General features: G+C 64.5%; 15 protein-coding genes. 1 reads left to right on the top strand and 14 read right to left on the bottom strand.

Features of this window, described 5'->3' with window-relative positions; all coding sequences use genetic code 11:
* Positions 1-96 precede the first annotated feature (96 nt).
* From VDP82_RS06385 to VDP82_RS06345, 9 genes are all read right to left on the bottom strand, one after another.
* On the bottom strand, positions 97-1,083 hold the full coding sequence (locus tag VDP82_RS06385) for a diaminopimelate dehydrogenase (RefSeq protein ID WP_323014016.1): 987 nt from the start codon (positions 1,081-1,083) through the stop codon (positions 97-99).
* A gap of 18 nt (positions 1,084-1,101) precedes the next feature.
* Positions 1,102-1,869 carry a 5'/3'-nucleotidase SurE gene (gene surE / locus VDP82_RS06380; protein WP_323014015.1) on the bottom strand — a complete coding sequence of 256 codons (768 nt, stop codon included), beginning with the start codon at positions 1,867-1,869 and terminating at the stop codon, positions 1,102-1,104.
* Positions 1,866-3,197 carry a serine--tRNA ligase gene (serS, locus tag VDP82_RS06375; protein ID WP_323014014.1) on the bottom strand — a complete coding sequence of 444 codons (1,332 nt, stop codon included), beginning with the start codon at positions 3,195-3,197 and terminating at the stop codon, positions 1,866-1,868. Before serS ends, surE begins: the two co-directional genes overlap by 4 nt.
* Positions 3,198-3,327: 130 nt before the next feature.
* Entirely contained in the window at positions 3,328-4,155 is an 828-nt protein-coding gene (gene tatC / locus VDP82_RS06370) for a twin-arginine translocase subunit TatC (RefSeq protein ID WP_323014013.1), read from the bottom strand.
* 2 nt (positions 4,156-4,157) lie between these two features.
* Positions 4,158-4,859 (bottom strand): Sec-independent protein translocase protein TatB, encoded by a 702-nt coding sequence (gene tatB, locus VDP82_RS06365; protein ID WP_323014012.1) that lies wholly within the window; start codon positions 4,857-4,859, stop codon positions 4,158-4,160.
* Positions 4,860-4,900: 41 nt separating this feature from the next.
* A complete protein-coding gene (tatA, locus tag VDP82_RS06360; RefSeq protein WP_323014011.1) occupies positions 4,901-5,107 on the bottom strand; it encodes a twin-arginine translocase TatA/TatE family subunit in 207 nt (68 codons plus the stop codon).
* Between the two features lie 163 nt (positions 5,108-5,270).
* Entirely contained in the window at positions 5,271-5,912 is a 642-nt protein-coding gene (scpB, locus tag VDP82_RS06355) for an SMC-Scp complex subunit ScpB (RefSeq protein ID WP_323014010.1), read from the bottom strand.
* Positions 5,909-6,697, bottom strand: coding sequence for a ScpA family protein (locus VDP82_RS06350; protein WP_323014009.1), 789 nt, complete (start codon positions 6,695-6,697; stop codon positions 5,909-5,911). Before VDP82_RS06350 ends, scpB begins: the two co-directional genes overlap by 4 nt.
* Before the next feature lie 120 nt (positions 6,698-6,817).
* A complete protein-coding gene (locus VDP82_RS06345) occupies positions 6,818-8,320 on the bottom strand; it encodes an acetyl-CoA hydrolase/transferase family protein (protein WP_323014008.1) in 1,503 nt (500 codons plus the stop codon).
* A 268-nt stretch (positions 8,321-8,588) separates the two neighbouring features.
* On the opposite strand from VDP82_RS06345, the gene ssb reads away from it, so the two are divergent.
* Complete coding sequence (gene ssb, locus VDP82_RS06340) at positions 8,589-9,092, top strand: single-stranded DNA-binding protein (RefSeq protein WP_323014007.1); 504 nt, start codon at positions 8,589-8,591, stop codon at positions 9,090-9,092.
* 68 nt (positions 9,093-9,160) lie between these two features.
* On the opposite strand, the gene VDP82_RS06335 is transcribed toward ssb, so the two are convergent.
* The 5 genes from VDP82_RS06335 to VDP82_RS06315 form a co-directional block, all read right to left on the bottom strand.
* Positions 9,161-9,604, bottom strand: coding sequence for a type II toxin-antitoxin system RatA family toxin (locus VDP82_RS06335; protein WP_323014006.1), 444 nt, complete (start codon positions 9,602-9,604; stop codon positions 9,161-9,163).
* The gene (gene lipA, locus VDP82_RS06330) at positions 9,604-10,581 is read right to left on the bottom strand and encodes a lipoyl synthase (RefSeq protein ID WP_323014005.1); all 978 of its coding nucleotides are present in this window, start codon (positions 10,579-10,581) and stop codon (positions 9,604-9,606) included. The genes VDP82_RS06335 and lipA overlap by 1 nt, the downstream gene beginning before the upstream one ends.
* A gap of 69 nt (positions 10,582-10,650) precedes the next feature.
* Complete coding sequence (gene lpdA / locus VDP82_RS06325) at positions 10,651-12,090, bottom strand: dihydrolipoyl dehydrogenase (protein ID WP_323014004.1); 1,440 nt, start codon at positions 12,088-12,090, stop codon at positions 10,651-10,653.
* A gap of 23 nt (positions 12,091-12,113) precedes the next feature.
* Positions 12,114-12,764 carry an SGNH/GDSL hydrolase family protein gene (locus VDP82_RS06320; RefSeq protein ID WP_323014003.1) on the bottom strand — a complete coding sequence of 217 codons (651 nt, stop codon included), beginning with the start codon at positions 12,762-12,764 and terminating at the stop codon, positions 12,114-12,116.
* Between the two features lie 11 nt (positions 12,765-12,775).
* On the bottom strand, positions 12,776-13,074 hold a 299-nt coding region (locus tag VDP82_RS06315; protein ID WP_323014002.1), incomplete at its 5' end, for a 2-oxo acid dehydrogenase subunit E2.

Raw genomic sequence — 13,074 nt, 5'->3', positions numbered from 1 at the left:
GCCGATGCGATTTGAGCAAACCCGCATCGGCCGGATTCTGAATTGGGTAAGGTTAAGGCACGGCCCCTGCCCCGGTGGTGCCGAAAGGCCAGCCGCCTAAAGCTGCTCGGCCCGCAATTGCGCCGCGCTCTTGGGCGAGAGCAGGCCCGGCGCCACGTCGAACACCGTCTTGGCGCCATGCTGGCCCATCCGGGCCAGGCGATGGGTCGCGCGCGCATAGGCCACCAGCACCGCCGAGGTGAATTCGGGATTGCTGTCCAGCTTGAGGCTGTATTCGATCACCTGGGCATTGGCCGATGAGGTATTGCCGCTGCGGATGACGAAGCCGCCATGCGGCATGGCGCGATGGTTCTCATCCATCTCCTCGGCCGAGATGAAATGGACCTCTGTGTCGTATTCGTCGAAATAATGCGGCATGGTGACGATGGCCTGGCGCACGGCTTCGGCATCGGCTCCGTCCATGAGCACCACGAAGCATTCGCGGCGGTGCTTCTCGCGCGTCGTCAGCACCGGCCGCGCGGCGCTGCGCACCAGATCGACCGCCTCGGGAATCGGGCGGGTATATTGCACGGCATCGGTCACGCCGGGCACGCGGCGCACCGCGTCCGAATGCCCCTGGCTCAGCCCGTCGCCCCAGAAGGTATAGGTCGCCCCATCGGGCAGCAGCGCCTCCCCGATCACGCGATTGATCGAGAACATGCCCGGGTCCCACCCCACCGAGATCAGCGCCGTCCGGCCGTTAGCCTGCGCGGCCGCGTCGACGGCGGCGAAATATTCGGGAATGCGGGCATGGGTGTCGAAACTGTCCACGGTGTTGAACAGCGCCGCCAGGCGCGGCCCCTGCTCGGGCAGGTCTTCCTTGGAACCCCCGCACAGGATCAGCACGTCGATCCGGTCGGCATGGTCGGGCAGGTCGGCCATGGAAAATACCGGCGTCCCCGCCAGGCTCGGCGTCACCATCTCGGGCGCGCGGCGGGTATAGATGCCCACCAGCTTCATGTCCGGATTTTTGGGAATGGCGGTTTCCACGCCGCGTCCGAGATTGCCGTGGCCGGCGATGGCGATCCTGATCTGGTCAGCCATGATGGGTCCTGTGTTCGTTTAAAGGCTCAGCCTTCCCTGCAACCGCTCCACCAGTCCCGTGTCGGTCTGTTGCAGCCGCATCGGCGTCACGGTGACATAGCTCTTCTGGCGCATCACCTCGAAATCGGCTGCCGGATCGAGCGGCATAGGCGTTTCGGGAATAGCAACGAAGAACTTGCCCTCATTGTCGCTGGGATAGTAGCGGAAGGGCGAGCGCGAGAAGCGCTGATGCGGCACCACGGCGATGCCGGCGGTGTCGTCGGGCGGGCAGAAGGGGAAATTGACGTTGTAGTAATGGTCCCTGCCCTCGGCCACGGCGATGATGCTGCGCGCCGTAGCGACGCCATGGCGCACCGCATTGGCCCAGTCCACGTCCCGGCCATGCTCGTAATTGATGCCCTGGCTCATGGCGATGCCGATGGCGCCCTGCAAGGCGCCCTCGCGCGCACCCGCCGCCGTGCCCGAGCAATTGATGATGTCGCCCAGATTCTGCCCGGCATTGACGCCGGAGAGCACCACATCGGCCGGGCGGTCGCCCAATATGTGGGTCATGCCCACGACAACGCAGTCGGCCGGCGAGCCGCCGATCACCGAGAAGGTGCGTTCGGAGAGGCGGTCGAACTGCATTTCCCGCCCGAGGGTGAAGCGGTGCCCGGCCCCGGACTGATTGCCATCGGGCGCCACGATCCACACATCGTCGCTCAGCGCATGGGCGATATCGGCCATGATGGCGATGCCGGGGGCGTCCACGCCATCGTCGTTGGTGATGAGGATGCGCAGGCTCATGCCGTCCCGCCGATCGCCTTGAGCCCGCCCATATAGGGCTGGAGCGCTTCCGGCACGGCGATGGAGCCGTCTTCCTGCTGGTAGTTTTCCATTACGGCGATGAGGCAGCGGCCCACCGCCGTGCCCGAGCCGTTGAGGGTATGCACATAGCGCGGCGCCTGTTTTTCGCCGGCGGGGCGATAGCGCGCCTCCATGCGCCGGGCCTGGAAGTCCCCGCACACCGAAACCGAGGAGATTTCACGATAGGTGTCCTGCCCCGGCAGCCAGACCTCCAGATCGTAGGTCTTCTTGGCGCCAAAGCCGATATCGCCGGTGCACAGATTCATCACCCGATAATGCAGACCCAGCTTCTGCAACACGGCCTCGGCGCAGCCCAGCATGCGCTCATGCTCGTCCACCGAGGTTTCGGGGGTGGTGATCGACACCAGCTCGACCTTGTTGAACTGATGCTGGCGCAGCATGCCGCGCGTATCGCGCCCGGCCGAACCGGCTTCCGAACGGAAACAGGGCGTCAGCGCGGTGAGGCGCAGCGGCAGCTCCTCCTCGGCCAGAATGGATTCGCGCACGAAATTGGTCAGTGGCACCTCGGCGGTGGGAATCAGCGCCAGCCGGCTTTCCCCATGCGGGGTGAAGAACAGATCTTCCTCGAATTTGGGCAATTGGTTGGTGCCGAACAGCGCATCGTCACGCACCAGCAGCGGCGGCTGCACTTCGGTATAGCCATGCTCGGTGGTGTGCAGGTCGAGCATGAACTGCCCGATAGCCCTCTCCAGCCGCGCCACCTGCCCCTTGAGCACCACGAAGCGGCTGCCCGAGAGCTTGGCGGCCGTTTCGAAATCCATCAGGCCCATGGCCTCGCCGAGCTCATAATGCTCCTTGGGGGCAAAGCCAAAGGCGGGCCTGGGCGCGCGGACCCTGGCGGCGGTTTCCGCCGTGCCATTGGCGCCGAAATATTCGACATTCCCGCTCTCGTCACTGCCATCGGGCACGTCGTCGAACACCAGATTGGGAATGGCGGCGAGCGCATCGCGCAATTCGGCCTCGATGGCGCGCTCGTCGGCTTCCCCCTGCGGGATGAAAGTCTTGAGCTCGCTCACTTCCGCCATCAGCGCAGCGGCGCGGGCCTCGTCCTTCTGCGCCTTGGCCTGGCCGATCTGCTTGGACAGCGCATTGCGCTTTTCCTGCGCCTCGTTGAGACGCACGATGATCTCGCGGCGGCGGTCATCGATGGCCAGCAGATCGGAGGACCGCACCGAGACACCCTTGCGCCGCTGAACGGCAGCGTCGAACGCTTCGGCGTTGGCTCTGATCCACTTGATATCGAACATCGCTGTCCGGGCCGCAGGCCCGCCTCTCTGCTGGTGCCGCAGGCTGTGTCGATACGCTCGCGGTCAGCCTGCCCGACCAGGAGCGGCGGCCGGGCCGCGCGCCTCTGCTCCTTCCGACGAAGGAAGAAACCTAGTCGGAGCTGGAGCCGGACACATCCAGCCCCTGCTCGGCCAGCGCCTTGGCGCGCCGCCTTTCGATCAACGTCACCGACCAGATGGCGAGTTCGTAGAGCAGGTAGATGGGCACGGCAAGGCCGATCTGCGAAATCGGATCGGGCGGGGTGATGAAGGCGGCAAAGATCAAAATGCCGACAATGGCGTAGCGGCGGCCCTTTTTCAGCGCATCGACGTGAATGAGGTCGATCTGCGCCAGAAGCGTCAGGATTACCGGCAACTGGAAGCTGACCCCGAACGCCAGGATCAGCGTCATCGCCAGCCCCAGATATTCCGACACCTTGGTCAGCATCTTGATTTCGTCGGTCTGCATGCCGGCGAAAAAGCTCAGCGCCATGGGCAGGATGATGAAATAGACCATCAGCGCGCCGAGCAGGAAGAAGATCGGCGTGGCGATCAGATACGGCACGAAGGCCTTGCGCTCGTGCTTGTAGAGGCCCGGCGCGACGAAGCGATAGATTTGCAGCGCCACGAAGGGAAAGCCCAGGAAGATGGCGCCGAAAAACGCCAGGTTGAGCTGGGTAAAGAAAAATTCCTGCGGCGCTGTATAGATCAGCTCCAGATCGCCCGGATTGGCGAACACCCGCCGATAAGGCACCAGCAGAATATTGAAGATCTGCCCGGCAAAGACGAAGCAGACCATCATCAGCCCCACCACGGCGATGGCCGAGTTGATGAGGCGCTTGCGCAATTCGATGAGATGCTCGAGCAGCGGCGCTTCGCTGCCCGCCAGCTCGTCTTCGGTTTCGGCGGTCTTGTCTTCGATTTGCTTGGGGTCGGCCATGTCTACTGCTTTCCGGCCGTGCCGGCTTCAGGCTTGGCTGCGGCTTTCCTTGCCCTTGGCTTGCGCGCGGCGGGCGCCGGAGCGGCAGCCGCGTCCGGCTTGGCGGATGCTTTCGGCTTGGGCGCCGCCTTCGGCTTTGCCGGGGCCCTGGCCGCCTTGACCGGCGCTTGGGCGGCGGCGGGCGGCAGGTCGGCGGAGGTCACCGGCGCGGTAGGCGCGGGCTTGGCCTTGGCGGGCGCCTTGCGCGCGGCGGGCTTTTTGGCCACGGCGGCCTTGACCGGCTTGTCGGCCTCGCTGGACTTGAACCCGTATTCGGCGGCTTTTTCGTCGGCGGTCTTGGCGGCGGGCTGGGCCGGCGTCATGCCGGCCTTGGCCTTGATCTCGTCGACCACGCTTTCCACCTTGGGGTCGCTGGGCTTGATGAGGCCGCTGGGCTTGGGGCCCGTGGCCGTCATGGTGTTGAATTCCTTGCGGATTTCCTCACTGGTCTTGCGCAGCGGCTCGGTGATGGAATTGCGCAGATTGCGCACCTCGTCCAGCCCGGTGGTCCGGTTGATCTCGCGCTGGAACTCATTGCCCATGCGCCGGATCTGCCCGGCCAGCTTGCCGATCTTGTTCATGACCACCGGCAGGTCCTTCGGACCGATGAAAATCAGCGCGACCACGCCGATCACCAGCATTTCTGTCCAGCCCAAGCCGAGCATGATCCTATTCCCTCACAGCAGCGCGGCCGAAAGAAGCGTCCTCAGACGTCTTTCTTTTCCGGCTCGGAAGCGACTTCAGCCGTGGTGGTGACGCGTTCGACTGGCTTGTCGTCGTCCTTCATGCCCTTCTGGAAGGCTTTGATGCCCTGGGCCACTTCCCCCATCATGCCCGAGATCTTGCCGCGACCGAACAGCAGGATCACGACGACGGCGACGACGAGAATGCCCCAAATTCCTGGCGCGTGCATTTTGGTCTCCTAGTTTCAGAACGCGTTACACGCGAAAGATAGGTCAGAAATAGGTTCAATCGCGTGCAAACACAAGAACGTGTTCCCGGTTTGACAGCCGGAGAACAGCTTGTCCCCGCACAATATCGGCATTGGCGCCGTGGCTGTCTTTGTCAGCGGACAATCAGGCTTCGTCCCCGGCATCGTCGGGGTCAAGCGGGTCCTCGTCCTCGCGCAGCGCGCCGTCGAACGGCAGGGGGATTTGCAAATTGGGCGGCAGGCGGCCCGAGAGCAGCCCCGAGCCCTTCAATTCGTCCAGTCCCGGCAGGTCGGAAAGGCTTTCCAGCCCGAAATGATCAAGAAAGGCATCGGTGGTGCCATAGGTCACGGGCCGGCCCGGCGTGCGCCGGCGGCCGCGCATGCGCACCCAGCCCGCCTCCATCAGCAGGTCCAGCGTGCCCTTGCCGGTGGCGACCCCGCGCACCTCCTCGATTTCGGCACGCGTGGCCGGCTGGTGATAGGCGATGATGGAGAGCGTCTCCAGTGCGGCGCGCGACAGCGGCCGCGTCTCCTGCTCCTCGCGGCGCAGCAGCAGCCCCAGATCCTCGGCGGTGCGGAAGGCCCAGCGCTCGCCCCGGCGCACCAGGTTCACCCCCCTGCCCGCATAGCGCTGGCGCAGGCGTTCGAGCAGGTCCGCGATATCGGCGTCTTCCCCCAGATAGACCAGCATGCTGCGGGCATCGAGCGGCTCGCTGGCGGCGAACAGCAATGCCTCGAGCACGCGCAGATGCCGCTCGACCACCTGATGATCCTCCGGCCCGCTCATGGTGTCTGCGCCCGGCGCCGGCGCATATAGAGCGGCCCGAAGACTTCGCCCTGCCGCAGGTCGATCTCGCCCAGCCGCACCAGTTCCAGGCTCGATGCGAAACTGGAGGCGCGGATGGTGGCGCGTTCCGCCGGCTCGGCCAGGTAATCGGCCAGATAGGCATCCATCGGCACCCAATCGAAACTGTCCCCGATAAGGCGTTGCAGAATGTCGCGCGCCTCCTGCAACGACCAGACTGTGCGCTGCAGGGGCGTGTAGTCCACCACCACATTGCGCTCGCGCTGGCCGGCATAGGCCTTGAGAAGTTCGTAGAGGCTGGCTTCCCAGAGGCTCTTGCGCTCCACATGCAGCGGCTCGGGCATGCCGCGCGCATGCACCTGGGAACCCAGGCGCGGACGGCTCATCAACTGGCTGGCCACGCTGCGCATGGCTTCGAGCCGCTTGAGGCGGAATTGCAGCAGCGCCGCCAGCATCTCGCCCGAGGGCTCGTCATCGCTGGGCGCCTGCGGCACCATCAGCCGGCTCTTGAGATAGGCCAGCCACGCCGCCATCACCAGATAGTCGGCGGCGATCTCGATGCGCATCAGGCGCACCTTTTCGATGAAGGCCAGATATTGCTCGGCCAGCGCCAGCACCGAAATAGCCGCCAAATCCACCTTCTGCCGCCGCGCCAGGTCCAGCAACAGGTCGAGCGGGCCCTCATAGCCGCCGACATCGACATGCAGCACGTCCTCCTCCGCCGGAGGAGCCGGAGCATCGAACCAATCGGTCTGGGCTGTGGTCATCGTGTCAGCGCCCATGCTGGCGGAAAAACGGACGCCATCCTTGGCCGCTACGCCGCGATGCGTCAAGCGGCGCCGACCCTATCCACCATGTCCTTCCGGTGGGAAGGAGACTTTCAACTCCTACCCCTGCATGCTCCCCGTCCGCTGCCGGCGCAGATGCCAGGCGAAGGCCTCTTCGAGCAGATGCGGGGTATGCCCGCCCCGGGCGCAGGCGCGGGTGAAATAGTCGTCCAGCGCCGCGCGGTAATCGGGATGCACGCAATTGTCGATGATGCGCCGGGCGCGCTCACGCGGCGCCAGTTCGCGCAGATCGGCCAGCCCCTGCTCGGTGACGATGATGTCGACGTCATGCTCGGTATGATCCACATGGCTGACCATGGGCACGATGGACGAGATTGCCCCGTCCTTGGCCACCGATTTGGTGACGAAGATGGACAGATAGGCATTGCGCGCGAAATCGCCCGAGCCGCCAATGCCGTTCATCATCATGGTGCCATCGACATGGGTGGAATTGACGTTGCCGTAAATATCCAGCTCCAGCGCCGTATTGATGCCGATGACGCCCAGCCTGCGGATGACCTCGGGGTGGTTGGAGATCTCCTGCGGGCGCAGCACCAGCCGGTCCTTGTAGGCGGCGAAATTGCCGAATACCCGCTCCGCATAAGGCGCGCTCAGCGTGATCGATGAGGCCGAGGCGAAGCTGAGCTTGCCGGCATCGAACAGATCGAAGGTCGAATCCTGGAGCACTTCGCTATAGAGCCGCAAATGATGGAACGGCCCCTCGGCCAGCCCCCGCAGCACCGAATTGGCGATGGAGCCGATGCCCGCCTGCAAGGGTTGCAGGGTCAGGTCCAGCCGCCCCGCCGCCACCTCGGCTTCGAGCAGCGCGATGAGGTGACCGGCGATGGCGCTGGTTTCCACGTCGGCCGGCGCCACGCTGGCGGCGCTGTCGTTCTCGCGGGTAATGACGATGGCGGCGATCTTTTCGGGCGGAATGGGTACATGGGGCGTCCCCACCCGGCTGTCGCAGGCCATGATCGGAATGGGCTCGCGCATGGGCCGTTTCGTCGGGATGTAGATATCGTGCAGCCCATCGAGCCCCAGCGGCGCCGAGAGGTTGATTTCCACGATCACCTTCCGGGCAAGGATGGCCAGGCTGGCCGAATTGCCGATCGAGGTCGTGGGCACCAGCCCGCCATCCTCGGTGATCGCCGCCGCCTCGACGATGGCATAGTCGATCGGCCCGAGCTGGTTGGAGCGCAGATGCTCCACCGTCTCGCTCAGATGCTGGTCGATATACATCACCTCCCCGCGATTGATCGCCTTGCGCAGGGTCGGGTCGGCCTGGAACGGCAGGCGCCGCGCCAGCACATGCGCCTCGGTCAGCATGCGGTCGATATCGTGGCCCAGCGACGCCCCGGTGATGAGGGTGATGCGGAACGGATCGGTCCTGGCGCGCTCGGCCATGGCCACCGGCACCGCCTTGGCGTCGCCCGCCTTGGTGAAGCCGCTCATACCCACCGTCATGCCATCCTGGATGAGCGCCGCCGCCTGCTGCGGCGTGGCGATCCGCTCCAGCAGGGCGGGAAGGCGGATACGGTCGGAAAGATCGGAAGCAAGCATGAAGCGCCTATGGGATTGAAACTGCGCCTTTTCCCATCAGGCCCCGCCGGCATCGTCCTTGATCGCGGTCAAACCGCATCGCATTGACAGGCATTTGACCGGAACATATATAGAACATGCGTGATTTCGGCGGAACCCGGATCGGGCATTGTCTGTTTAAAACGTCCATTTTGACGGAGTTGCGGCGGCCAAAGCCGCTATGATGGCCCGATGAGATGAAGCGCCCCACCACACAATTGTGCGGGGCTGAACTGGAAGGAAGTGCGCCATGGCAGGCAGCGTGAACAAGGTCATCCTGGTGGGAAATCTGGGGGCCGATCCCGATGTGCGGACCCTGCCCAGCGGCGGCAAGGTTGTCAATCTGTCGGTCGCCACCTCGGAGAACTGGCGCGACAAGAATACCGGCGAGCGCCGCGAAAAGACCGAGTGGCACCGTGTGGTGATCTTCTCCGAAGGGCTGGCGCGCGTGGCCGAAAGCTATCTGCGCAAGGGCTCCAAGGTCTATATCGAGGGCCAGTTGCAGACCCGCAAATGGCAGGACCAGTCGGGACAGGACAAATATTCCACCGAGGTGGTGCTCCAGGGTTTCAACTCCAACCTGACCCTGCTCGATGGCCGGGGTGACGGCGAAGGCGCCGGCGCCGGTGGCAATTATGGCGGCGAAGGCAGCTTCCGCGGCGTACGTGACGCCGGTGGTGGCGGCGGCCGCCGCCCGGCCGCGACCGCTCCCGCCTTCGAATCCGGCGGCATGGACGACGACATCCCGTTCTGATGAGGGGAGGCTCAGCCTCCCCTTTTCGTTCGCAGCGGCGCGTTGCCGCCCCGCTATGCGCGGCCGGCTCAGAGCCCGTAGCGCCGGTCGGCTTCCTCGGCGAAGGCGCGGATGATTTCATCCTGCTTGGCGGCAAAAGCCGGTTCGGCCACGGCGGCGATGAAGGGGTTGGAAATCTTGAAGTCGATCTCGAAGCGCACCCGCGTGCCCTCCCCCTCGGCTTCAAAACTCCAGACGCTGTCGAGATAGGCGAAGGGGCCGTCCACCGCCTTGGCGCGAATGGTCAGGGCCTCGCGGTCCAGCGTCACCCGACTGGTATAGGCCTGCGTCACCGGGCCGAAATAAAGCGTCATCCGCGCCAGCCGCACCTGCCCGCCGCCATTGGCCGCGTCGGGCCGCACCTCCATCGCCTTGCAATTGGGAATGAAGCGCGGATAGTCGGTCAGATCGGCAACGATGTCGAACATGCGTTGTGGCAGATGCGGGACGTGCTGCTCGAAATAGCGCTTCATCAGTAGCCCAGCTTTGCCAGCCTGGCCGCCTTGAGCCGGGCGAAATCCTCCCCGGCATGGTGCGACGAGCGCGTCAGCGGGCTGGACGAGACCAGCGAGAAGCCCTTGGCCTGCGCCACCACCGCATAGGATTTGAACTCCTCGGGCGTGACGAACCGCTGCAAGGGATAATGCTTGCGCGTGGGCTGGAGATATTGCCCGATGGTGAGGAAATCCACATCGGCCGAGCGCAGATCGTCCATCAGCTGGAGCACTTCATTGCGCTCCTCGCCCAGCCCCACCATGATACCCGATTTGGTGAACATGGCCGGATCGAGTTCCTTCACCCGCTGCAACAGGCGGATGGAGTGGAAATAGCGCGCGCCCGGCCGCACCTTGAGATATTTCGAGGGCACGGTTTCCAGATTGTGGTTGAACACGTCCGGCCTGGCCGCCACCACGATTTCGAGCGCCCCCTCCTTGCGCAGAAAGTCCGGCGTCAGGATTTCGATGGTCGTCTGCGGATTGCGGGCGCGGATGGCCAGGATGACGTCGGCGAAATGCTGCGCCCCGCCATCGGCGAGATCGTCCCGGTCCACCGAGGTGATGACCACATGTTGCAGCCCCAGCTTTTCCACTGCCCGGGCAACGTTTTCGGGTTCCTGCGGGTCGAGCGGCCCCGGCAGGCCGGTGCGCACGTTGCAGAAGGCGCAGGCGCGGGTGCAGATCTCGCCCATGATCATCATGGTGGCGTGCTTCTTGCTCCAGCACTCCCCGATATTGGGGCAGCCCGCCTCCTCGCAGACGGTGACGAGATTGTTCTCGCGCACGATCTGCTGGGTTTCCTTGTAGACCGGCGAGCCGGGCGCGCGCACGCGGATCCAGTCCGGCTTGCGCAGCACCGGGCTTTCGGGCCGGTTGACCTTTTCGGGATGGCGCGGCTGGGCCGCGGAATTATCGATGAGCGTAACCAATTTCGGTCCTGACTGGGCTTGCACCCGCTATATCGACTGCTCGTCCCGTCCCCGGTGTCATCCCGGCTCAAGGCCGGGGCGACAGCGCCTGCATCAGATATTGATCGCCCTTCCGTAAGCGTCGAGCACGCTTTCCTTCATGGTCTCGCTCAGCGTGGGGTGCGGGAAGATGGTGTGGATCAGCTCTTCCTCGGTGGTTTCCAGATTCATCGCCACCACGAACCCCTGGATCAGCTCGGTTACTTCCGCGCCCACCATATGCGCGCCCAAAAGCTCCCCGGTCTTGGCGTCGAAAATGGTTTTCACCAGCCCGTCCGGCTCGCCCAGCGCAATGGCCTTGCCATTGCCCACAAAGGGGAAGCGCCCAACCTTGATTTCGCGGCCCGCTTCCTTGGCCTTGGCTTCGGTGAGGCCGACGCTGGCCACCTGCGGCTCGCAATAGGTGCAGCCCGGCACCTTGAGCTTATCCAGCCCGTGCACCTTGAGCCCGGCGATCTTTTCCACGGTGACGACGGCCTCATGCTCGGCCTTGTGCGCCAGCATGGGCGGGCCAGCAACGTCGCCGATGGCCCAGATGCCATCCACATTGGTCTTGCCATAGGCGTCGATGACAATGGCGCCGCGCTCGGTCTTGACCCCGACAGTCTCCAGCCCCAGCCCCTCGATATTGCACTGCACGCCCACGGCGGAAATCAGCTTGTCGCCGGCGATTTGCTGGGTCTTGCCGTCCTTGGTCTCGACATGGGCGATAATGCCGGTCTTGGTCTTTTCGACCTTGGCCACCTTGGCGTCGGTGATGATCTTGATGCCGCGCTTTTCGAAACGCTTGCGCGCCAACCCGGCGATCTCGGCGTCTTCCACCGGCATGATCTGCGGCAACAGCTCGATCACCGTCACCTCCGCGCCCAGCGAGCGGTAGAAGGAGGCGAATTCGATCCCGATCGCCCCCGAGCCCATCACCACCAGCGATTTGGGCATTTCGGCGGGCTTCAGCGCCTCGAAATAGGTCCAGATCTTGTCGCCGTCCGGCTCGATGCCGGGCAGCACGCGCGGGCGCGCGCCGGTGGCGACGATGATGTTTTTTGCCCTATAGGTGCCCTCGCCCAGCGCAGTCTTGGGCACCGGCCCCTGCGGCTCGACGATCTTCTTCTTGGTCGGCGAAACCTTGACCTCGCCCGGCTTGGTGATCGTGGCCTCGCCCCAGATGATGTCGACCTTGTTCTTCTTCATCAGGAACTGCACGCCATTGTTCATCTGCGCCGCGATGGCGCGCGAGCGCTTGACGATGCCGTCCATGTCGAAGCCGAATTTGTCCGCCGAGAGGCCATAATCCTTGGCGTGGCTCATATGGCCGTAGATTTCGGCCGAACGCAGCAGCGCCTTGGTGGGGATGCACCCCCAGTTCGAGCAGATGCCGGCCATGTGCTCGCGCTCGATGATGGCCACTTTCATGCCCAGCTGTGCGCCGCGAATGGCCGCCACATAGCCGCCGGGACCGGCGCCGATGACGAGAAGATCGTATTGGTCAGCCATGAGGGCCTCCGGAAAATATCGGGTCAAAGACCCAGCATGGATTTGACGGTCGGCGCGATACCCTCGCCTATGGCGCGCGTATTGGCAGCATCCAGGTGGATACCGTCTAGCGAACTGGCCCGGGCGACGCTGGCCGCGTCAAAGAAGCCGGTGGACCAGTCGCTGGCCTGCCGACGGTAATGTTGGGCGAAGAGCTGCGATTGGCCCACCACATGGGCCACCCCGCCGAAATGCGCCATCATGTCGGCGTTGTCGCTGTCGCAGGCATGGGGCGGCGCGACGAGCAGCACCTGGGGAATGGCCTCCCCCAGCCCGCCGAAATGGCCGCGCACGATCTGGGTCAGCCGGCGCATGCCATAGGACGCCCACAGCGCGGTGCCGCAAATGCTCGGCTTGAGATCGTTGGTGCCCAACATGATGACGACCAGGTCGAGCGGTGCATGGCTGGCCAGCAGCGTGGGCAGGATACGGCCGCCATTGCGGTCCGCCGCAGCGGTGGGATCGTCATAGACGGTGGTGCGGCCTCCCAGCCCTTCGGCGACGACGCGCGCATCGCCCGCCAGCGCCTTTTCGAGCGCAATGGGCCAGCGATCCTCAAAGGCATGGCGGGGGCCGCCGGTTTGCGGATTGGCCCCATAGGTGAGGCTATCGCCAAACGCCAGGATGGTTTTCATGCCCCTGCCCCTTACGCCAGCATCATCACCGGGTTTTCGATCAGCCCCTTGAAAACGCCGAGCAGTTCGGCGCCCAGCGCGCCATCGACTGCGCGGTGATCGCAGGAAAGCGTCACGGTCATGAACTGGCCGATTTTGATTTCGCCCTTGTCGGCATAGACGCGCTCCTCGCCCGCCCCCACCGCCAATATGGTGCCATGCGGCGGGTTGATGACGGCGGCGAATTCGCGGATGCCGAACATGCCCAGATTGGAAACCGAGGACGAGCCGCCCTGATATTCGTGCGGGGCGAGTTTCTTGGATTTGGCGC

Origin of the sequence: Devosia sp. (assembly GCF_034675085.1) — a bacterium.
Classification (GTDB): Bacteria; Pseudomonadota; Alphaproteobacteria; order Rhizobiales; family Devosiaceae; genus Devosia.
Note: the sequence above shows the minus strand (reverse complement) of the source record. Positions and strands in the feature narration are given on the sequence as shown.